The organism is Agrobacterium genomosp. 13 str. CFBP 6927, from assembly GCA_900012615.1.
In the GTDB taxonomy this organism is placed as follows: domain Bacteria; phylum Pseudomonadota; class Alphaproteobacteria; order Rhizobiales; family Rhizobiaceae; genus Agrobacterium.
Genome location: LT009756.1, coordinates 1,172,067 through 1,192,437 on the forward strand (window position 1 = coordinate 1,172,067; position 20,371 = coordinate 1,192,437).

The following is a 20,371-nucleotide window of genomic DNA, read 5'->3' on the forward strand; positions in this document are numbered from 1 at the left end:
CACTCCGTTCTTCAGAAGAAGCGTTCGCGCACATAGACCGTATCGCCCGCCAGAATGGGGGCGGTGATCCCGATCCGGCCGGTCAGCACCTCGGTATTGATCTTGCGGGTGATGTCGACATCAGCCTGATTGGCGCGCGGGGTGAAGCCGCCGGCGATGGCGATGGCGTTTTGCACCGTCATGCCCGGCACGTAGGAATATTGGCCGGGACGGCCGACTTCGCCCATGATGAAGACGGGGCGATAACGGTCGATCTCGATCGTGACATCGGGATCGCGCAGATAACCCTGGCGCAATTTGGTGGCGATGGCGGCTTCGAGCTGCGGCAGCGTCTTGCCGCGGGCAGGAACCTGGCCGACGAGAGGGAAGGCGACGTAACCGGCCTGATCGACCGTGTAGGTATTCGTCAGGCCGGTCTGTTCGAACACGTTGATGCGCAGCCTGTCGCCGCTATCGACATGGTAGGGCTGCAAGGCGACCTCGTGAAACGCCTTGGGTGCGGGTTGATATGCCGCGCAACCGGAAAGGGCCGTTAGGACGGCGAGCGTCAGTGCGGTGGCATGTCGTGATCCGGCGAGCGGCATCTCATCTGGCTCCGAGTCGATCTTTGATCATTCTTATCGTTCTGTTAGGGTTAATGTGCGGTAAACGCCCGACCCGAGTGATGATAATATCGGCTTTATTTCGTCGGATTCTGCGGGATTAACTGTTGTGTTACCGGAAAGACTTAAACTCCGCGAAAATTGGCCATCTATATTTGAGCGCCCGAGGTTTGCCTCGGTTACGGAGCCTGCATGAACGGCGATCGCATTGACGACAGGGATGTGGATATCGATCTTGCGCGGCTGGTCGCGGCCATATGGCAGCGCAAGGGCCGGATAGCGGCCGTAACGCTGCTGGCCGGGGGCGCCGCCTTCGTGATCGCGAGCATGATGTCGCCCGCTTACAAGGGTGAGGCGCGTGTCCTCATCGAATCCCGCGCGGCCTCCTTCGGCGCCTCGCAGCAGTCGAACGCGCCGGCCGAGCCGGTGCTCGATGAATTGACTGTTTCCAGCCAGGTGCAGATCCTGCAATCCGTGGATCTCATCAAGCAGGTCGCGAAGGAAATGAAGCTTTATGAGCTGGAGGAGTTCGATCCCGAAGCGCACCCCTCCTTCATCTCAGGGCTGCTGGTGGCGATCGGCATCAAGAAGGACCCGCTGCAGGTGCCGCCCGAGGAGCGCATTCTGACGGCCTTCCGCGAGAAGCTGCAGGTCTATCAGGTCGAAAGCTCGCGTGTCATCACCGTCGAATTTTCCTCCGAAGACCCGAAGCTTGCAGCAACCATCCCCAACGAGATGATGAAGGCCTATATCGCGTTGCAAAGCGGCGCGAAGCTGGACACGAGCACCGAGGCGGCGCGCTGGCTGGAGCCGGAAATCGCCAATCTGCGTGAAAAGGTACGCGATGCGGACCGGAAGGTTGCGGATTATCGCGCCTCGTCCGACCTTCTCTCGGCGGGGCAGGGTGAAACGCTCGCCACCCGGCAGCTCAGCGATATTTCGACAGAACTCGGCCGTATCCGCGGCGAAAGGGCCAATGCGGAGGCGCGGGCGGAAGGCGTGCGCAACGCGCTTGCGAGCGGTCGCCCTCTCGACACTTTCCCCGATGTCGTCGGCTCTCCGACGATCCAGCGGCTGAAGGAAAACGAAACGGCCATCCGCAGCCAGATTTCCGATCTCTCGTCCTCGCTGCTGGGTGGCCATCCGCGCATCCGGGCGCTGCGTAACCAGCTTGACGGCATACAGGCACAGATTCAGGAAGAGACCCGCAAGGTTCTCGCAAGTCTCGAAAACGAGGCCAATGTGTCCCGCCTGCGCGAACGACAGCTGGTACAGCAATTGAACGTGCTGAAGACGGAGAGCGTGCGCGCCGGCGAACAGCAGGTTGGCCTGAACGATCTCGAACGTGAAGCGTCAGCCCAGCGGCAGCTTCTGGAAACCTATCTTGCCCGTTACCGCGAGGCGACCTCGCGCGCCGGTTCCGTGGATTCCACGCCCGCCGATGCACGTGTGATCTCGGCGGCGGTGGAACCGCGCGAACCCTATTTCCCGAAGACCGGTGCCATCACCATCGTCGTTACGCTGGCGGCGTTCCTGCTCTCCTGCATCGTCGTTATGCTGGTGGAGCTGTTCACCGGGCGTGCCCTGAAGCCGGTAGGCAAAAACCACGTTCCGCCCTTGTCCGATCCGCCTTCACCAACGCGGGCACCTGCGGAAAAGGACGAAACCACGGATGTGCCGGAGCAGCCCCTGTCCGCGCCTCATGAAGAAGTACAGCCCGCCGTCCGGGTGATGCCCGCCGCGGCTTCGCAGCCCATTATCGAAGAGGAGCGGCCGATACCGGTTGCAGCCGTCGCTGCTCCACCCGCCTTGCCGGCGGAAGAGCCTGCTGCCGCAGTACCGGATTTGTCGGAAGACGAGACGGATGCCGAGGGTGATTTCTCGATCGATGCCGTCGCAGGATTCCTTGCCACCCGTCTTGCCAAACCTGTCGCCGCCGTCGTGTCTCCGGCCGGTGATAGCGGTTCCACAACGACTGTTATGCTGGCGCGTGCCCTGTCGGAAATGGGCCGGTCGGTCGTTCTCGTCGATATGACGGCATCGGCCTGTCCGACGCGTCTGATGGCCCCCGAAGCTGGATTGCCGGGTGTCATGGATCTTCTGGCGGGTGCCGCTGCCTTTGGCGAAACCATTCACGGGGACCGGCTTTCCGACGCCCACATCGTACCGCGCGGCAACGCGCAGCCACGCGAGGCCATGCGCGCCATCGATCGTCTGACGATGATCCTCAGCGCCCTTTCCGACGCCTATGATACGGTTCTTGTCGAATGCGGCGCCGTGCAGATATCGAGCCTTGAGAAGATGCTGCGCAATCTTCCGGCGGAAATCATCATTTCCGTGCCGGGCAAGGATAGCGAGATGCTGGAAAAGACGCTCGACGACCTGGTGGCTCAGGGATATGAACAGGCCTTGCCGATGACCGGCATGCGCAAGCCGGACCTTGCCGCCTGACCAGCGGCAAAAGGCTCAGTCGGCGGCGGCCTCGGCGTCCATCCGTCGCCGCCCGGCGCGGAAGCGCTGGATAAGCGCATAAAGCGACGGATTGGATTTGATAAGGCTCTTTGTTCTCGCAATCGCCACGTAAGCGGATGCCGCAGCGCGGCCCTTTAATGTCACCGGCAGGAATATATCGTGCTGCACGGTGGAAAGCGGGCACCAGCTGCGTTTGTAGGGCTGGTCGCCGACGCCGAAATCGAACAGCGTGGCTTTTTCCCTGCACGCCCTCTCGATCATCAGCCAGAATAGCAATTCGCCGGGGCTGAGCTCCGAAACCGCCTCATCGATTGAGCCGAACTGACAGATGATGTGATCCTGCTTGCGCGAAAGACCCGATATGGCGGCGATGACGCCTTCGTTTTCGCCGTGCAGACGAATGGCATGCAGTTCCAGAAGACTGTCCGTGCCCGTCTCCGGAAAATTGGCGAGGTCGTAGAAAAAATTCTTCACCGTCTGATCGCGAAAGGCATCCGGAATGCCCTGAGAGGCGAAACGGGCGGCCTTCTGCCGGAAGAAAGCCTGCAGCAATTCGCATTTCTCTTTGGGCGAACGGGCGATCACATGGCTATAGCCACCCATTTCCTCGGCCCTTCGGCTCTGGATACGGAATTTCTTTCGCCGTCTCTTGGCATTGACCTGCCGAAGGGTGTTTTCGAAACTGTCGAGCAGGGGAAGCTGGAAGGCCGGGTTCTGGTTTTCAACCGAAGCCAGATGCGAGAGCGGGTTGGTCCTGCCGCGCCAAATCAGCGGTATGTTCTGCAGGGCGAGAATATCGGCCCGGCCATGCAGCAGTTTTCGCGCCTCGCGGGCGATGGCCGCCGCGATCTTCTGTCCCGCCTCTTCGGCAAAGGACGCGTCGAAAAGTCCGGTATTGATATTGTTGAAACGTCCGCCGGGGAAGTGCGCCTTGCGGATGCCGCCTTCCTGAACGATTTCGAGCGGCAGCAGGAACACCGTCTTTCCGCCCTGACGGCCGCGAATGATGACAAGGGGGCTGTCCTGCGTTTGCGCCCAGATGGAGCACCAGCCGAAACCCTGGTGCAGGGAATTGAGTGGATCACGCTCCATCCGCTCCCAGTCGGAGCGGATGGCCGAGGCATCATCAACGAGATCGATGGACAAACGGTCGGCGCCACGCCGCTCGCCTTGCATGGCCGCAGGTTCCTTGCCCTCGCTTGTTGTGACCGGCCCCACAGCCGCCATCCACTCTCTCCGGTTGTTCCGATCGCACTATAGCGTTGAGCGGCAAACAATCGGTTTATAAAATTGCGACCTCTGGATGTCCCATGAAAAGAGGGCGGCTACCCCCGTTTTTTTGATCCGGCCATCCATTTGATGACGAGCATGGCGGGCAATATCCACAAAAGACCGCTCAGGACGAAATAGATGAGATGCACCCACCAGGGCGATTGCGCCAGCGTTGCCGATGCGATGGCCGTCGCCGCCACGGCGTAAACGACGACGAGGCAGATGATGACGATGGTGCCGATAAGCGATCTGAGGCGAGGGTGCATGAAGTCTTCCGTCATTGAGTATCTGCGCGGGACTATAGCGCCGCGACCGGATGCCGCAAACCCTGAGGCCTTGTTTTGTGGTGCCGGTTGGGGCTAATCAACATGACTGTATGATGGAGACCTGAAAGATGCGTTCGAGCGGCATGACGATGGCAAATGGTTCTGCGGAAATGGTGGTGGAGGCTGCCCTGCAGAAACAGGAGAAGGACCGCCGCCTGCTGCGCATCTGGCTGCGCGTCGTGCTCTTCACGCTCTTCTGTCTGGTCCTCGTCGGCGGCGCCACGCGGCTCACCGAATCCGGCCTGTCGATTACCGAATGGAAGCCGATCCACGGCGCCATTCCGCCGCTTTCCGTCGCCGAATGGGAAGAGGAGTTCCAGCTTTACAAGCGCATTCCCCAATATCAGGAAATCAACAAGGGCATGTCGCTTGACGAGTTCAAGACGATTTTCTGGTGGGAATGGGCGCATCGTCTGCTTGCCCGCGCCATTGGCCTGATCTTCGCTTTGCCGCTCGCCTTCTTCTGGCTCACCGGCCGCGTCGAAAAGCGCCTGCGCCTGCCGCTGGTCGGCCTTCTGGCGCTTGGTGGCTTTCAGGGTTTCATCGGCTGGTGGATGGTCTCTTCCGGCCTCGTCAACCGCACCGATGTTTCGCAATATCGCCTTGCCACGCATCTGACCATCGCCTGCCTCATCTTTGCGGGCTGCATGTGGATATTGCGCGGATTGTCGCTTCATTCCCCCGAGGCCGCCGACGAAAAGACGGGCAGGGGCTTTGCCGCGCTGCTGACGGTGCTCTGTCTCTTCCAGATCTATCTCGGCGCATTGGTGGCGGGGCTGAATGCCGGCCTTTCCTATAATACCTGGCCGCTGATGGATGGCTCGCTGGTGCCTGGCGATCTCTTCCTGCAACAGCCCTGGTGGATCAACCTCTTCGAGAACCCCAAGACGGTGCAATTCGTCCACCGCCTCGGCGCCTACACGCTGTTTGCCGCCACGCTATGGCATATGGTGTCTATGGCGCGCGCCTTGCCTAATACACCGCATGCCCGCCGCGCGGTGCTGTTCTTCGTGCTCGTCTCCATTCAGGCGGCGCTCGGTATCACCACGCTTTTGATGCATGTGGATATTCACGTCGCGCTCGCTCATCAGGGCATGGCGCTGATCGTGCTTGGTTTCGCCGTCGCCCACTGGCGCGGTTTTATCGGCGAATATCCGGCGCCCGTTGCGGTCGAAGTCAGAGACTGAGGTGGCTTAGAACTGCCCGAGTACCGTTTTGATGGTGGCCGCGACGGCGAGTTCGTTGTCGCGTTCCTCCGCATTGCCGTCCTCTTCATGCCACGCGGCAGAAAGGCAGCCATAGGCAAAGGCATATTGCAGCAATAGCCGTTCATCCCGTTGCAGCGCCTTCGCAAAGATCGCCGCCATGGAGGCGATGCGCGCCTCGCTGCGGGTGAGGTCGAAACGGTCAAGCGGATTGGAGAACATGTTGGCGACATCGAGCGCCGCATCGCCGATCAGGCCGGCCGGATCGATGATGATCCAGCCGCGTTCGCTGCGCATGATGTTCTCGTGATGCAGATCGCCGTGCAGCGGCTTCACATCCCGTTGCCGGTCGATCAGTGCCTGCGCCAGCGTGGCCGCTTCGATATAGGGGCTGTCCACGCCGTCGGTACGCTCCTGTTCGGCCTTGCGAAACAGGCTCTCGAAATAGAGCGGCAGTGTCAGCAGGCTTGAGGGCGGCTTCTGCTGCGATGGCTGATGATATTTGAGCAGGACATCGGCGGCGATTTCCGTCGTGGCATCGTCGTTGCCGTCGCGGAACAGCACGTCGCGCAGGGTCTCCGTGCCGGCATGTTCCATCAGCAGAATATCGTCGGAGCGGTCGAGCAGCTCCACGCAGCCGATGCCGGCGCGCCATGCGATGAAATCCGCGCCGCGAAGGCTGTCTTCCAGCACTTTCTGTTTCAGAATCTTGGCGACGGCAAGGGAACCGTCGCCGCGCGTAAGCTCGTAGACCACCCCGGCCGGCGTATCGGCAATAGGTTTTGCGGCCTCGATATTCCACGAGGCCGGAAAAGAGGGCGGGGCAATCTTCATGAGAAAAGTCTCATGCGGAGAGCATCAGCTCCATGTTCTGCACAGCAGCACCGGATGCACCCTTGCCGAGATTGTCGAGCAGCGCGACGAGGTTGATGTGTTCGCCGCCCGGCGTACCGAAGACGAAGAGCTTCATCGTGTCCTTGCCTGCCAGTTCCTCGGCGTCAATGCGCGCGAGCCCCTTGCTTTCGGCAAGCGGCACCACATTGACGATGTCCTGTCCCGCATAATGGGCGGTCAGCGCCGCATGGATCGTTTCCACGGTCGCGCCTTCCTTCAGGTCAGCGGCAAACAGCGGAACCTGCACGATCATGCCCTGGGGGAAACGCCCGACGGAGGGCGAAAACAGCGGTGCGCGGTCGAGCTGGCCATGAATGGTCATTTCCGGCACGTGCTTGTGCTTGAGCGTCAGGCCATAAAGGAAATTATTGGCGCTGATCGCGTCATCGCGGCTCTGGTCTTCCATCTGAGCGATCATCTGCTTGCCGCCGCCGGTATAACCGGAAACCGCATTGACGCTGACCGGATAACCGTCGGGCAGGAGGCCTGCGGCGCGCAGCGGGCGCAGAAGGGCGATCGCGCCCGTCGGGTAGCAGCCCGGATTGGCGACGAGACGGGCGGAACGAACCTTCTCGCCCTGTTCCTTATCCATTTCGGCAAAGCCATAGGCCCAGTCCTGGTGGACGCGATAGGCGGTCGAGGTATCGATGATGCGGACATTGTTATTGCCGGCCACCATCGAGACCGCTTCCCGGGAAGCATCATCAGGCAGGCAGAGGATCGAAATGTCGGCATTGTTGAGCATATCCTCGCGCATCGCCGCATTGCGGCGCTCAGCCTCGGGTATGGACAGCAGCTCAATATCGCGGCGACCGGCAAGGCGCGTGCGGATCTGCAGACCCGTGGTGCCGTGTTCGCCATCGATGAAGATCTTCGCTGTCATGTCCTTGTCCTGACTTTTCAAAGGGTTGCGAGGGTAATCGGAATCAGTGTGGCAAGCGCCGGTTTCTTTATCAGCCAGCCTTGGCCAGCCGTTCGGCGCGCAGGCCAAGCATATACATTGCAACGGTGGCTCCGGCAATGGCGGTAATGTCAGCATGGTCATATGCGGGCGCGACTTCCACCACGTCCGAGCCGCGAATATCGAGCTGGCCAAGCCCGCGCAGAACGGAGAGAATTTTAGCGCTGGTCGGCCCACCGGCCACCGGCGTTCCGGTTCCCGGCGCGAAGGCGGGATCGAGGCAATCGATATCGAAGGTCAGATAGGCGGGCATGCCGGCCGTGTGCTTGACGATCAGCGAGGCGATATCGCCCGCCCGCATTTCCTCCACCTCGTAACCGTGGAGGATGCGAATGCCGAAATCGTCAGGCGCATGGGTGCGGATGCCGATCTGGATGGAGCGGTCGGGATCAATCAGGCCATCGCGCACGGCGCGCGCCACGAAGGAGCCGTGGTCGATGCGCTTGCCGTCATCGAACCAGGTGTCCTGATGCGCATCGAACTGCACCAGCGCCAGAGGCCCATGCTTGGCCACATGCGCCTTCAAAAGCGGCCAGGTAATGAAGTGATCGCCGCCAAGCGTCAGCAGGTAATCCGTCTTGGAGATGATCCGGCGCGCTTCCTTTTCGATTGTCTCAGGCGTTTTCCAGTGATTGCCATAGTCGAGCAGACAGTCACCATAATCGATGGTCGGCATATGAGCGAAAAGATCGCGCGCGAAGGGATATTGCGGGTCATTGTCGAAGATCGCCGCGGCGCGGCGGATCGCCTGCGGCCCGAAACGGGCGCCCGGCCGGTTGGAGGTGGCTGCATCGAAGGGAATGCCCCAGATGGCCGTGGATACGCCCTTGAGGTTCTTGGTATATTTGCGCCGCATGAAGGAGAGGACGCCCGCGTGGGTCGGGTCGGTGGCGGCCGATGTCAGCGTCGTTGCGGTGAAGGCATGGTCGATGGTTTTGGACGGCATTGATCACCCCATTGCGATTTGCGCCGAGGTTGCTGTCTTCCTGATGAAAAAACAAGGGAGGAAACCATGAAAAAAAAGGCGGAGCCGAAGCCCCGCCTTTCGAAGTTCTGAACGAACCGTTCGTAGAAGCGATTAGCGCTTCGAGAACTGGAACGAACGGCGGGCCTTGGCCTTACCGTACTTCTTACGCTCGACAACGCGGCTGTCGCGGGTCAGGAAGCCGCCCTTCTTCAGAACGGAGCGCAGGCCCGGTTCGAAGTAGGTGAGGGCCTTGGACAGACCGTGACGAACGGCGCCGGCCTGACCGGACAGACCACCACCGGCAACGGTGGCGATGATGTCGAACTGACCCGTGCGGGCAGCGGCGACGATCGGCTGCTGAAGGATCATCTGCAGAACCGGACGTGCGAAATACGTGGTGAAATCGCGGCCGTTGATGATGATCTTGCCAGAACCTGCCTTCACCCATACGCGGGCTACGGCGTTCTTGCGCTTGCCGGTCGCGTAGGAGCGGCCGAGGGTATCAACCTTGCGGACATGCACGGGAGCCGAAGCTTCCGATGCCGGGGCGAGGTCTTTCAGAGAGGAAAGATCGGCCATTATCAGGCGCTCCTTACGTTCTTCTTGTTAAGCGCGGCCACGTCGAGAACGGTGGGCTGCTGTGCTTCGTGCGGATGGTTCGAGCCGGCGTAAACGCGCAGGTTCTTCATCTGGCGACGGCCGAGCGGGCCGCGCGGGATCATGCGCTCGATGGCCTTTTCAACGACGCGCTCCGGGAAGCGGCCTTCGATGATCTGGCGAGCCGTACGCTCCTTGATGCCACCCGGGTGACCGGTGTGCCAGTAGTACTTCTTGTCGGAGTACTTGTTGCCGGTGAAGGCAACCTTTTCCGCGTTGATAACGATGACGTTGTCGCCATCATCAACGTGGGGGGTGTAGGTAGCCTTGTGCTTGCCGCGCAGGCGGGTTGCAACGATGGTGGCGAGGCGACCAACAACGAGGCCTTCGGCGTCGATGATGACCCACTTCTTCTCCACCTCAGCAGGCTTCTGAACGAAAGTAGACATGGATTTCACTTTCTAACGTGGACCCGGCATCCTCTTTATAAGAGCATACGGGCGTTTCTTGTTGCTTGGTTTGGTTGCCATCAAAGGCAACCGCAAATGACCCTATTCCAACTGGAATCCGGTCTGGCGCGCTTATACGGCGTGCGGGGGAAAGCGTCAACATAACGAATTCTGAAGGTCGTAAAAATAAAACAGCAAAAACAATGGCTTGATGATGGGGTATTATTTTACCTCATTATTCTGGCCCGTTTTACCCCAGTCGCATCACCAGAACGCCCGCTGCAATGATGCCTCCGGCAAGATAACGCCAGATGCTGGCGCGTTCTTTCAGGATCACCACGGAGATCACCAGCGCGAAGAGAATGGAGGTTTCCCGGAGCGCCGCGACGACGGCGACGGGCGCCTTGGTCATGGCGTAAAGGGCGAGCCCGTAGGAGAGGATGGAGCCGCCGCCGCCGATCAGTCCACGCCACCAGTTACGCCGGACATGCTGGACGACAGGGCTTACCCCGCGCTGGTAAAACGCAAAACCGAAAAGCAGCACCGGCGGCAGAAGAGACATCCACAGGGTATAGGAAATCGCATTGCCGGAAAGCCTTGCACCGACGCCATCGACGAAGGTGTAGGAGGCGATCACGAAGGCGTTGATAAGCGCAAGGATGATCGCCTTTCCGCCGCCGCGGCGCGCCTCGAAGGCGAGCGTCAATATGCCGCCGGAAATGATGGCGATCCCGGCGAGCGCAAGCGGGCTCAAAACCTCACTCAGAAAAAGACTGCTTGTCGCCGCGACGATCAGCGGCGCCACCCCGCGCATGACGGGATAGACAAGGCCGATATCGCCGATCGTATAGGCGGCGGCGACAAGGCGGAAATAGGCAAACTGCAGAACGGCCGAGGCAATCAGAAAAGGAATGGCCACGGGCACGGGAAACGGCAGAAAGGGCAGGAAAGGCAACGAGCAGGCAGCGGCCCCGGCCGCAATCAGCGAGGCGTCGAGTGACTTGTCGGAGCCGGATTTGACCAGCGCATTCCAGCCGGCATGCAGTATCGCGCCCAGGAGCACAAGAAGAAGAATGTCAATTGTCACAATAGAGACTCGCTCGCAGGCTATTCTGCGCAACCTACAGCATCGGTTTGAAAACCGGAATCCATTTTCGACGAAGGTGATGCGGGACAGCTGATCGCTCGAAAATGGATGTGAAACGCCGTTGGATGGTATTCTCGGTAGGCCGCAGCCGCTTTGCGGATTGCAACGCGTGTCAAATTTTCGGTTTATGCATGTTGCGAGGCAAGACGGTCGGCTTTCGCGTCAAGGGATGCCTCGCGCTGCCCATGATTTCATCTGCGAAAAGAGCCCACCAGTGCCGGACGCACAGCTGGTCTTCCTGTGATGGAGTGGTTTTTTCCTGAAATTTGGCCTGTTTTTATCGCCGGGTTTGACTGAAATCGCGTCGGCTCCCGCGCGAAAAACTGCATCAATTTAATGCTGCGACTGACGCTAAAAATGAAAAGGAATTTCATATCATTACTGAATGATTAACTGCAACGTTACAGATATGAATATGGATTGATTTGCAGAATAACTTTCTGAAAATTAGATATGCCTAATTCATCGGTGAACGGAATGAAAACAAACAGGAGACGAAGAGCGCATAAAATGCACGCAAATGTTGTTTTTGCAAGTATTTCTTCCAATATGCGCCTTTTTCGAAACTGGATTAGAATACTCAATACAACGGCGGTTACCGTATTTTTGTGAAATCATTTTGCGCGACCAAAATTCACGGACGGAGATGGCGACCTGGTGATTTTGTGATTTTCGGGCGGGGCAGGGGTTCAAGAAAGCGATGCCGTTTCCTAGATGGAGATGATCGCCGCTGGTAACGGCGCCAATGATGCTCATGCAGGAAACGTGATGCTTGCATCGGCTCTCCGACCGTGAGTTTGGGCCGGGAGCGTTTAAATTACCCGATCTGCCAGAAGGATAAGTTGACATGCAGCATGATACGTACGAGCCGGATTACCTCAGAAAAATCCTGACGGATGTCAGCACCATCGCCCTGCTTGGCGCTTCACCCAATCCGGACCGGCCGAGCCATGGCGTGATGCGCTTTCTGCTGTCCAAGGGTTACCGCGTATTTCCGGTCAATCCCGGTCAGGCGGGCAAGGAGATACTGGGGCAGAAGGTCTATGCCCGGCTGGCCGATATTCCCGAGCCGGTGGATATGGTCGATGTCTTCCGCGCGCCGGAATATCTGTCGGCCATCGTCGAAGAGGCGATATTGCTGCCGCGACGGCCGAAAGTGATCTGGGGTCAACTTTCCGTCAGGGACGACAATGCCGCGGCCAAGGCCGAGACCTATGGCATAAACGTTGTGATGGACCGTTGCCCCGCAATTGAGTATCCACGTCTCAATATTGTGCGATAGTTGGTACAGATCGGACTTATCATTTGGCGGCAAGGCATTATGATCCCTCCAAAATTTCATTGGAGGAAACAACATGTCGAGCAGCAATCCCGGTTTTTCAACGCTGGCCGTACACGCGGGCGCGCAGCCTGATCCAACCACCGGTGCGCGCGCGACGCCTATCTATCAGACGACGGCCTATGCCTTCCGTGACGCCGATCACGCTGCTGCCCTGTTTGGACTGAAAGAGTTCGGCAATATCTACACACGCATCATGAACCCCACCCAGGCCGTTCTGGAAGAGCGTGTTGCCGCACTCGAGGGCGGCACGGCGGCGCTTGCCGTCGCATCCGGTCACGCCGCGCAATTGCTCGTCTTCCACACATTGCTGCAGCACGGCGACAATTTCGTCGCGGCCCGGCAGCTTTATGGCGGCTCCATCAACCAGTTCGGCCATGCCTTCAAGGGTTTCGACTGGCAGGTGCGCTGGGCCGATGCGACCGATCCGGCCAGTTTCGAACGTCAGATTGACGAGCGCACGCGCGCCATCTTCATCGAAAGCCTCGCAAATCCGGGCGGCACATTTGTGGATATCGCCGCAATCGCCGAAGTGGCCCACCGGCACGGCCTGCCGCTTATCGTCGATAACACCATGGCAAGCCCCTATCTGCTGCGGCCGCTGGAACACGGCGCGGATATCGTGCTGCATTCGCTGACGAAATTCCTCGGCGGTCATGGCAATTCCATGGGCGGCATCATCATTGACGGCGGAACCTTCGACTGGTCGGCAACGGACCGGTATCCGGCGCTGTCACAGCCCCGGCCGGAATATTCCGGTGTCGTGCTGCACCAGACCTTCGGCAATTTCGCCTTCGCCATCGCCTGCCGCGTGCTTGGCCTGCGCGATCTTGGCCCGGCGATCTCGCCCTTCAATGCCTTTCTCATCCTCACCGGCATAGAAACCCTGCCGCTGCGTGTTCAGCGCCATTCCGACAATGCGCTTGCCGTCGCCAAATGGCTAAAGGCGCATCCGAAGGTCGGCTGGGTGCATTATGCCGGGCTGGAGGACAGCGACAACTACGCCATCCAGCAGCATTATTCGCCAAAGGGCGCGGGCTCCGTCTTCACCTTCGGCGTCAAGGGCGGTTATGCGGCGGGCAAGGCGCTGGTGGAAGGGCTGCAGCTTTTCTCCCATCTCGCCAATATCGGCGATACCCGCTCGCTCGTCATCCACCCGGCTTCCACCACCCATGCGCAGCTGACGACGGAGCAGCAGACGGCGGCGGGCGCCGGACCGGATGTCGTGCGCCTGTCCATCGGTATCGAGGACGTCAAGGACATCATCGCCGATCTCGAACAATCGCTTGCCAAGGTCTGATGCGGTCCGCCACACGGTCTTGATCTTGCATCGTTTCAGCTGAAATTTCACAGCCATTGAGCCGCCGCCGAGAGGCCCTGGAAACAGGGTGCTTTCGGTGGCGTCTATCTGAAACAATTCATGCATTTTCAGGATGAGGTGCTGCCGACACGCATCGGCAATCTGGGGAGGCGGGCAGGCGCTCTATGACTCTGGCCTCTCCAATTCATCTGGAAACGCTGTCGCCGCCAGGCGGTCGATCTGTCGAGTTCGCGACACATGCCGGCCGTGCATCTATCGATTCCGGAACCGAATCTGCCTAGAACAAAACCTTTGCAATCCCATCGCGAAAGATGCGCCAGATGAAAAGCTACACCGGACTGCTTCGAATTTTTACCTTCTCCCTTGCGATTGGAATTGTGGTCATTTCCGGTATTCCGGGCATAGCACCGGCTTCGCCGGCGCAGGCGCAGTCGGAATATTACCCGACGCAGCAGGATTTTGTCGGCAAATGGAAGCTCAGCGGTGCGACCACCCGCCCGCCGCGGGATATGAAGACGGAGCCAACGCCCGAGCAGGAGGCGGACGCGACATTGTTCCAGGAAACGGTGACGACATTTTATACCGCCTTTGATTATCTCGAGATCACCGCTGATGGGCGTTATAATTTCCATCAGGCGGGTGACCCGTCAGCTTCATGCGTTTGGTGCGGAACATGGTCTTTTGACAGGAGTTCGCTTTGGCTGAAACTCGATACGGCGCCCCGGCTCGATATTTATGCGAAGGATGGGGATATGCAGATGACGTATACCGCCGAGCCCGACGGGAAATCGAAATATACCTGGCTGGTTTTCGGCTGGACAAAGATGGAATAGCGACGCGTTTCTTCTACGGCAACGCTCCGCCGGGATATTCGAGACTATTTGACGAGACACCCACAATTGCGCAAAGCTGTATCCCAACCACATTTGACGGACAGGGGACGTCATGACGAATTTTCTGTCCTTCGATGACGTTGCCGAACTGGAATATGGCGCGCCCGCGCCGGAACGGTTGATCTCCGGCGATCCCAGATTCACCACATGGAATCTCGAGGAGGCTCCCGGCGGCATCTATGCCGGCATCTGGCAGTCGACGCCCGGTAAATGGCGGGTGGTCTATGATGAATGGGAATATTTCAACATTCTCGAAGGCCATTCCATCCTGACCGAAGACGGCGGTGCGCCGCGCGATCTGAGACCGGGCGACCGTGTTATCCTGCGTCCGGGCTTTACGGGCACCTGGGAGGTCGTGGAAACGACGCGGAAGGATTATGTCATCCGGCTCTGAAACCGGATGGTCCTCGCGAGTGCTCTATCAGCCAAATCTCACCAACTGAGATCGAGCCGCTCCAGACCATGGAAATGATAAACATCCTTGACCCTGGGCGGCTCGGCGATCTTCAGGCCCGGCAGGCGTTTGAAAAGCAGGGGCAGGGCAAGATTGAGTTCCAGCCTTGCCAGCGGCGCGCCGATGCAGAAATGAATGCCGGCGCCGAAGGAGACATTGGCGCCTTCGTTGCGGTCGGGCTGGAAGGTCAGCGGATCGGAAAATTTTGCGGGATCGAGATTGGCGGCTGCCAGGATGAGGCTGACCTTGTCGCCACGCTTGAACGTGACGCCATCGATTTCGACAGGTTCCAGAACCCAGCGCTGGAAAATATGGACCGGGGCGCAGATGCGCAGCGTTTCTTCCACCGTCCGTTCTGTGGTCGCATCGTCGCTAAACAGGGTCTCTGGAGAGATGCCGCTTTCCAGAATGATGCGCACGGAATTACCGATCTGGTGAACGGTCGCCTCGTGCCCGGCATTCAGCAGCACGATGGTCGTGGAGATCAACTCATCGTCGGTGAGGTACTGGCCCTTGTGTTCCGTGTGGATCATGTGGCTCAGCAGATCGTCCTTCGGCTCCGCTCGCCGCTCCGCGATCACGCTGCGCACATAGTCTGAGAATTCATATGCGGCCTTGTCGGCCAGAATCTCGTCTTCCGGCGTGCGCTTGAACATATACATGCCGACATAGGCATGCGACCATTTCAGAAGCTGCGGCCCCATCTCCTCGGGAATGCCGATCATGCGGGCGATCATCGTCACCGGGATGATGTCGGCATAGGAAGAGAGCAGTTCCGTTTCGCCATTTGCTTCGAAGGCGTCGATCAGACGGTTGGCGAGTTCCTCGATTTCCGGCTTCATCTTGTCGACATGCCGCGACACGAAGGCGCGGTTGATGAGCGTGCGCAGCCGCGTGTGTTCCGGCGGTTCCAGTTCCAGCAGCGAATGCTGCTCGGCGGCGTCGAAATGTTTCACATGTTCGAGCGGCTGGGCCAAGCCAATTTCCTCGCGGCTCGCCACATGCAGGATCTGCCGTCCGAACCGGCGGTCGCGCAGAAGGGCGCTGACGTGGTCGTATCCGGTGAAAAACCACTGCCGCTGCTCTTCCCAGTAGAAGGTGGGACATTCAGCGTGAAGGGCCGCATAGACCGGGTTCGGATCGCTGTAGAAAGCCGGGTCGCGGGCATCAAGGGAAACGCGACGGGTGGCGGGATCGATTTTGAGAAAGGGAAATGTCGTTGTCATACCCATGATCTATTCCGCGCGCGGCGCTTTGGGAAGGGAGGGAAATCCCTTCCGGATACCCCCATGTATGTCACTGGATGGTTACATCATCATCGACTGGCGATGGCGGCTATCCGGTTCAGGGCGGCGACCTGACGGTCGGCATTGTTGTCCATCGGATTTTCCTCGCGGTCCGAGGCGGGCACGACGACATTGGCCGAATTGACGTGAATGACGGTCCGGTTGCGCCCGGCCTTCTTGGCGGCATAGAGCGCGCGGTCGGCTTCCGTCATCATCACGCTCAGGTCCGCATCCTTGATCATGGCTTCGGATATGCCGACGCTTGTGGTTACCTCTATGCCTTCACCGCGCGAACTGATCTTTGAAAGGCGCAGATTGCTGCGGATGGCTTCCGCAAGCGTCGCCGTGCTGGAAGGACTTTCGACTTCGGCAACCAGAGCAAATTCCTCGCCTCCCATTCTGACGAAAAGGCCACGATCGCCGATCGCGCGCTGCGCGATATTACAGAAATGCACGAGCACCGCGTCGCCGGACTGGTGGCCATATCTGTCATTGATCTTCTTGAAATGATCGATGTCGAACAGCACCAGAGCCACATAGCGGCTGGATCCCGGTGACCGCTTCTTGATGCGCTCGAACTCCTCTAGGAGACCGCGACGGTTGAGAACGCCGGTCAGGTGATCGGTCATGGCGAGCCGGTGGAGACGAATCTCCGTATCCTCCATGATGATCTTGGCGCTGATCATGATGATGGCCGTGAAGCCGAGCATGCCGGAAATGGAGAGCGCCGACGTCATGGGAATGGCGTTGGGAACCGCGGCATTGGCGGGGATGACGATGGATGCGACGAGCGCTCCGGCAAAAGCCTGCAGGATCAGGATCGTGGCCAGTACCTTTCGGCTGCGTGTTGCGCGCGCCCTGCTGGCCAGAAGGACACCGGCGAGCATGAAATAGCCCGTGGCAGCACTGGCATGATAAAGCAGGATGCGGGCGACCATGTCTTCGCGCACGGATGGCACGAACATTCCGGCGATCCACAGCAGGGCGGGAATTGCAATCCAGCCGCCGAGTTTGCGCTGCTCCAGGCCTAACAGGCCCGCGAGCCAGAAACCGAAGGCGGAAAGCGCAAGCGTATTGCCGACCTGAATGGACAGAAAACTGGAAATATCCCCGCGAAAGGCCACCATGACAGTGCCGAAGCCCGTGGCGAGGAAGCCGGCGGCGAAATAGAGATTATGCCGGCGGGAAGGGCGGTGCAGCCACAGCGTTCCCAAAAGCACGGCAAGGGTGAACGTTTCCGCCGCCCATAGTAGCGTGCTCGTCTTTGCATCCAGCATTGCAAAATCCTATCTGCGCCATAATGCGGTAAAAGCGGGCCCTTGCGCACGAGGTGCGTTATGCCCGCTTGAATTGTTGAGCTGCCATTTCGCCCGGATGGGCGCATTCCCCCGACGGGAACCGAAAATTCGCTGGTCAGTATCTGTAGCAAATACTAACGAGTTCTTGCCGGTGAGAAGTTATATCTGTGCATGGCGGCCGATTTTTGCCGTCGTCGCCTGCCATAGTAAAAAAATGGTGGCGGCGAAGGAAAGAGGCCCGACCGGCACCAGGCGGTTCGAAAGCCCCGTCAACCTCGGCCCGAAAGGCCCGCAAACGCTGTTGAGCCGTTAAGGATATGCGGCTTCGTGTCTTGAAGTACGGGGCAGGGACACTCTATGTAGGAAGAATGAAGGTTAGAAGTGATTCCGGAGCGGTTTTTCGCGAAGGGCAGAGTTTGACAAAGGACGGACATGAAAAATCCAGTTGATACCGCCATGGCTCTGGTGCCGATGGTCGTAGAGCAGACCAATCGCGGCGAACGCTCCTACGACATATTTTCCCGTCTTCTCAAGGAACGCATCATTTTCCTCACCGGCCCGGTGGAAGACCAGATGGCTTCGCTCGTTTGCGCGCAGCTGCTTTTCCTCGAGGCGGAAAACCCGAAGAAGGAAATCGCGCTCTACATCAATTCGCCGGGTGGCGTCGTGACCGCCGGCATGGCGATCTACGATACGATGCAGTTCATCCGTCCTGCGGTCTCCACGCTCTGCGTCGGTCAGGCTGCATCCATGGGTTCGCTGCTTCTGGCCGCCGGTGAAAAGGGAATGCGTTTCGCAACCCCGAACGCCCGCATCATGGTGCACCAGCCCTCCGGCGGTTTCCAGGGGCAGGCTTCGGACATCGAACGTCACGCCCGCGACATCATCAAGATGAAGCGCCGTCTCAATGAAGTCTACGTGAAGCATACGGGCCGCACGCTCGAAGAGGTTGAAAAAACCCTTGATCGCGACCATTTCATGGATGCAGACGAGGCGAAGGACTGGGGCGTGATCGACAAGATCCTGACCTCGCGCCAGGAAATCGAGGGCGCCGCCGCGAATTGAGGCGCGACGCTTTTTTGACGTTTGTTTAACCCCGCAAAGTAATTTCGGGGCTTTCAACCGGAACAGAAAGCGATATTAGTATATATAAAGGCTGTGTTGAATTTTTATGACGTGGCCTTTGGTTTGATGGGGAATTCGTTGCAGCCGGTTGTCAGCTCCTGTATCTGATACGGCTAGTACCCCGGGAAACGAGGCGGATACGGCAATGCACCCAAGGGCTGGCCGTATCGGCGGGCGGTAAGTTGACCGCGATCCGTTTGGCGGACCTGCGGCGTGCTGGAAGGAAAGAGATATGAGCAAAGTCAGCGGCAGCAACGGCGGCGACTCTAAAAATACACTCTATTGTTCATTCTGCGGCAAGAGCCAGCACGAAGTCCGGAAACTCATTGCCGGACCGACGGTTTTCATCTGTGATGAATGCGTCGAATTGTGCATGGACATCATCCGCGAGGAGAACAAGACGTCGATGGTGAAGTCGCGCGAGGGTGTTCCCACCCCGCAGGACATCATCAAGATCCTCGACGAATATGTCATCGGCCAGAAGCAGGCGAAGAAGATCCTGTCTGTTGCCGTTCACAACCATTACAAGCGCCTCGCGCACGCCTCCAAGAATGGCGATGTCGAGCTGGCGAAGTCGAACATCATGCTCGTCGGTCCGACGGGTTGCGGCAAGACCTATCTTGCCCAGACGCTCGCCCGCATCATCGACGTTCCCTTCACCATGGCGGATGCAACGACGCTGACCGAAGCCGGTTATGTCGGCGAGGACGTGGAAAACATCATCCTGAAGCTGTTGCAGGCTGCGGATTACAATGTCGAGCGCGCCCAGCGCGGCATCGTCTATATCGACGAAGTCGACAAGATTTCCCGCAAGTCGGACAACCCGTCCATTACGCGCGACGTGTCGGGCGAGGGCGTTCAGCAGGCGCTTCTGAAGATCATGGAAGGCACGGTCGCTTCCGTTCCGCCGCAGGGCGGCCGCAAGCATCCGCAGCAGGAATTCCTGCAGGTGGATACGACCAACATCCTGTTCATCTGCGGCGGCGCCTTTGCCGGCCTCGACAAGATCATCTCGGCCCGTGGTGAAAAGACCTCGATCGGCTTCGGTGCGACCGTCAAGGCGGAAGACGATCGTCGCGTTGGCGAGGTGCTGCGCGAGCTGGAGCCGGAAGATCTGGTGAAGTTCGGTCTTATCCCGGAATTCATCGGTCGTCTGCCCGTTCTGGCAACGCTGGAAGACCTTGATGAAGATGCGCTGATCCAGATCCTGTCCGAGCCGAAGAACGCTCTGGTCAAGCAGTACCAGCGCCTGTTCGAGATGGAAGATGTGGAACTGACCTTCCACGAGGACGCCCTTCGCGAGATCGCCCGCAAGGCGATCACCCGCAAGACCGGCGCCCGCGGCCTGCGCTCGATCATGGAAAAGATCCTTCTGGACACCATGTTCGAACTGCCGACGCTGGAAGGCGTGCGCGAAGTGGTGATCTCCAACGATGTGGTCAGCGGCATCGCCCGTCCGCTCTACATCTATGCGGATCGTCAGGAAGAAAAGACCAACGTTTCAGCCTGATTGGTTGATCCGGTCTGTGGTGAATTTGAAAGGCCCGCACCCGTGCGGGCCTTTTCCGTTGGGCCAGGGCGCGAAACTTGCGCCTAACTTGGCTGAGCCCGATTTTGCGTTTGGAGCGGATTGCGCTTTGCTGATAAAGTCTTACAACTGATTTGCAGCGCGATATGACGGAAATGTGAATTACCGTCGGCGACCCGGTTCCTGATCCTTTGGGATAACCGGAAATGTCGGGAGTAATAGCCGGCGCTGGGTT

19 protein-coding genes are annotated in these 20,371 nt (G+C 59.0%); 8 read left to right on the plus strand and 11 right to left on the minus strand.

The genetic code is table 11. The features are described from left to right. Positions 1-11: 11 nt before the first annotated feature. A complete protein-coding gene (gene uppC, locus AGR13A_RS05870; RefSeq protein WP_080834163.1) occupies positions 12-584 on the minus strand; it encodes a polysaccharide export protein UppC in 573 nt (190 codons plus the stop codon). Between the two features lie 210 nt (positions 585-794). Here uppC and uppB point away from each other — a divergent pair, with 210 nt between their 5' ends. Then, complete coding sequence (gene uppB / locus AGR13A_RS05875; protein WP_080834164.1) at positions 795-3,053, plus strand: polysaccharide biosynthesis protein UppB; 2,259 nt, start codon at positions 795-797, stop codon at positions 3,051-3,053. 15 nt (positions 3,054-3,068) lie between these two features. On the opposite strand, the gene uppA is transcribed toward uppB, so the two are convergent. Continuing rightward, positions 3,069-4,301: a polysaccharide biosynthesis GNAT family N-acetyltransferase UppA gene (gene uppA / locus AGR13A_RS05880; RefSeq protein ID WP_080834166.1), complete on the minus strand. Its 1,233-nt coding sequence runs from the start codon at positions 4,299-4,301 to the stop codon at positions 3,069-3,071. Positions 4,302-4,399: 98 nt separating this feature from the next. Next, positions 4,400-4,612, minus strand: a complete 213-nt coding sequence (locus AGR13A_RS05885) for a DUF2842 domain-containing protein (protein WP_035218889.1) — start codon at positions 4,610-4,612, stop codon at positions 4,400-4,402. A gap of 143 nt (positions 4,613-4,755) precedes the next feature. Here AGR13A_RS05885 and AGR13A_RS05890 point away from each other — a divergent pair, with 143 nt between their 5' ends. Then, the gene (locus tag AGR13A_RS05890) at positions 4,756-5,859 is read left to right on the plus strand and encodes a COX15/CtaA family protein (protein WP_035218885.1); all 1,104 of its coding nucleotides are present in this window, start codon (positions 4,756-4,758) and stop codon (positions 5,857-5,859) included. A 6-nt stretch (positions 5,860-5,865) separates the two neighbouring features. On the opposite strand, the gene AGR13A_RS05895 is transcribed toward AGR13A_RS05890, so the two are convergent. From AGR13A_RS05895 to AGR13A_RS05920, 6 genes are all read right to left on the minus strand, one after another. Then, positions 5,866-6,711: an aminoglycoside phosphotransferase family protein gene (locus AGR13A_RS05895; protein WP_080834167.1), complete on the minus strand. Its 846-nt coding sequence runs from the start codon at positions 6,709-6,711 to the stop codon at positions 5,866-5,868. Between the two features lie 10 nt (positions 6,712-6,721). After that, entirely contained in the window at positions 6,722-7,654 is a 933-nt protein-coding gene (argC, locus tag AGR13A_RS05900) for an N-acetyl-gamma-glutamyl-phosphate reductase (RefSeq protein ID WP_035217708.1), read from the minus strand. 70 nt (positions 7,655-7,724) lie between these two features. Continuing rightward, positions 7,725-8,678, minus strand: a complete 954-nt coding sequence (speB, locus tag AGR13A_RS05905; protein ID WP_080834169.1) for an agmatinase — start codon at positions 8,676-8,678, stop codon at positions 7,725-7,727. A 132-nt stretch (positions 8,679-8,810) separates the two neighbouring features. Further along, positions 8,811-9,278 (minus strand): 30S ribosomal protein S9, encoded by a 468-nt coding sequence (gene rpsI, locus AGR13A_RS05910; RefSeq protein WP_003521540.1) that lies wholly within the window; start codon positions 9,276-9,278, stop codon positions 8,811-8,813. 2 nt (positions 9,279-9,280) lie between these two features. After that, positions 9,281-9,745: a 50S ribosomal protein L13 gene (gene rplM, locus AGR13A_RS05915; protein WP_003502335.1), complete on the minus strand. Its 465-nt coding sequence runs from the start codon at positions 9,743-9,745 to the stop codon at positions 9,281-9,283. A gap of 250 nt (positions 9,746-9,995) precedes the next feature. Continuing rightward, positions 9,996-10,832, minus strand: coding sequence for an EamA family transporter (locus AGR13A_RS05920; protein ID WP_080834171.1), 837 nt, complete (start codon positions 10,830-10,832; stop codon positions 9,996-9,998). A 907-nt stretch (positions 10,833-11,739) separates the two neighbouring features. Between AGR13A_RS05920 and AGR13A_RS05925 the strand changes: the two genes are divergently transcribed. From AGR13A_RS05925 to AGR13A_RS05940, 4 genes are all read left to right on the plus strand, one after another. Beyond that, complete coding sequence (locus AGR13A_RS05925; protein WP_035217701.1) at positions 11,740-12,174, plus strand: CoA-binding protein; 435 nt, start codon at positions 11,740-11,742, stop codon at positions 12,172-12,174. 73 nt (positions 12,175-12,247) lie between these two features. Then, positions 12,248-13,531: an O-acetylhomoserine aminocarboxypropyltransferase gene (locus AGR13A_RS05930; RefSeq protein WP_080834174.1), complete on the plus strand. Its 1,284-nt coding sequence runs from the start codon at positions 12,248-12,250 to the stop codon at positions 13,529-13,531. Between the two features lie 341 nt (positions 13,532-13,872). Then, positions 13,873-14,385: a hypothetical protein gene (locus AGR13A_RS05935; RefSeq protein WP_080836607.1), complete on the plus strand. Its 513-nt coding sequence runs from the start codon at positions 13,873-13,875 to the stop codon at positions 14,383-14,385. 112 nt (positions 14,386-14,497) lie between these two features. After that, positions 14,498-14,839: a cupin domain-containing protein gene (locus AGR13A_RS05940; protein ID WP_035217693.1), complete on the plus strand. Its 342-nt coding sequence runs from the start codon at positions 14,498-14,500 to the stop codon at positions 14,837-14,839. Between the two features lie 38 nt (positions 14,840-14,877). On the opposite strand, the gene AGR13A_RS05945 is transcribed toward AGR13A_RS05940, so the two are convergent. Both AGR13A_RS05945 and AGR13A_RS05950 read right to left on the minus strand, forming a co-directional pair. Continuing rightward, on the minus strand, positions 14,878-16,131 hold the full coding sequence (locus tag AGR13A_RS05945) for a cytochrome P450 (protein WP_167377420.1): 1,254 nt from the start codon (positions 16,129-16,131) through the stop codon (positions 14,878-14,880). A gap of 83 nt (positions 16,132-16,214) precedes the next feature. After that, positions 16,215-17,462, minus strand: coding sequence for a GGDEF domain-containing protein (locus AGR13A_RS05950; RefSeq protein ID WP_035217685.1), 1,248 nt, complete (start codon positions 17,460-17,462; stop codon positions 16,215-16,217). Between the two features lie 453 nt (positions 17,463-17,915). Here AGR13A_RS05950 and clpP point away from each other — a divergent pair, with 453 nt between their 5' ends. Next, the gene (gene clpP / locus AGR13A_RS05955) at positions 17,916-18,548 is read left to right on the plus strand and encodes an ATP-dependent Clp endopeptidase proteolytic subunit ClpP (RefSeq protein WP_003521529.1); all 633 of its coding nucleotides are present in this window, start codon (positions 17,916-17,918) and stop codon (positions 18,546-18,548) included. A 292-nt stretch (positions 18,549-18,840) separates the two neighbouring features. Further along, positions 18,841-20,118 carry an ATP-dependent Clp protease ATP-binding subunit ClpX gene (gene clpX / locus AGR13A_RS05960; protein WP_035217682.1) on the plus strand — a complete coding sequence of 426 codons (1,278 nt, stop codon included), beginning with the start codon at positions 18,841-18,843 and terminating at the stop codon, positions 20,116-20,118. Positions 20,119-20,371 lie beyond the last annotated feature (253 nt).

Bases quoted from the DNA above. Each gene is read 5' to 3' on its own strand.
- uppC (WP_080834163.1), bottom strand. From the start codon at position 584: ATGCCGCTCGCCGGATCACGACATGCCACCGCACTGACGCTCGCCGTC.
- uppB (WP_080834164.1), top strand. From the start codon at position 795: ATGAACGGCGATCGCATTGACGACAGGGATGTGGATATCGATCTTGCG.
- uppA (WP_080834166.1), bottom strand. From the start codon at position 4,301: ATGGCGGCTGTGGGGCCGGTCACAACAAGCGAGGGCAAGGAACCTGCG.
- AGR13A_RS05885 (WP_035218889.1), bottom strand. From the start codon at position 4,612: ATGCACCCTCGCCTCAGATCGCTTATCGGCACCATCGTCATCATCTGC.
- AGR13A_RS05890 (WP_035218885.1), top strand. From the start codon at position 4,756: ATGACGATGGCAAATGGTTCTGCGGAAATGGTGGTGGAGGCTGCCCTG.
- AGR13A_RS05895 (WP_080834167.1), bottom strand. From the start codon at position 6,711: ATGAAGATTGCCCCGCCCTCTTTTCCGGCCTCGTGGAATATCGAGGCC.
- argC (WP_035217708.1), bottom strand. From the start codon at position 7,654: ATGACAGCGAAGATCTTCATCGATGGCGAACACGGCACCACGGGTCTG.
- speB (WP_080834169.1), bottom strand. From the start codon at position 8,678: ATGCCGTCCAAAACCATCGACCATGCCTTCACCGCAACGACGCTGACA.
- rpsI (WP_003521540.1), bottom strand. From the start codon at position 9,278: ATGGCCGATCTTTCCTCTCTGAAAGACCTCGCCCCGGCATCGGAAGCT.
- rplM (WP_003502335.1), bottom strand. From the start codon at position 9,745: ATGTCTACTTTCGTTCAGAAGCCTGCTGAGGTGGAGAAGAAGTGGGTC.
- AGR13A_RS05925 (WP_035217701.1), top strand. From the start codon at position 11,740: ATGCAGCATGATACGTACGAGCCGGATTACCTCAGAAAAATCCTGACG.
- AGR13A_RS05930 (WP_080834174.1), top strand. From the start codon at position 12,248: ATGTCGAGCAGCAATCCCGGTTTTTCAACGCTGGCCGTACACGCGGGC.
- AGR13A_RS05935 (WP_080836607.1), top strand. From the start codon at position 13,873: ATGAAAAGCTACACCGGACTGCTTCGAATTTTTACCTTCTCCCTTGCG.
- AGR13A_RS05940 (WP_035217693.1), top strand. From the start codon at position 14,498: ATGACGAATTTTCTGTCCTTCGATGACGTTGCCGAACTGGAATATGGC.
- AGR13A_RS05945 (WP_167377420.1), bottom strand. From the start codon at position 16,131: ATGGGTATGACAACGACATTTCCCTTTCTCAAAATCGATCCCGCCACC.
- AGR13A_RS05950 (WP_035217685.1), bottom strand. From the start codon at position 17,462: ATGCTGGATGCAAAGACGAGCACGCTACTATGGGCGGCGGAAACGTTC.
- clpP (WP_003521529.1), top strand. From the start codon at position 17,916: ATGAAAAATCCAGTTGATACCGCCATGGCTCTGGTGCCGATGGTCGTA.
- clpX (WP_035217682.1), top strand. From the start codon at position 18,841: ATGAGCAAAGTCAGCGGCAGCAACGGCGGCGACTCTAAAAATACACTC.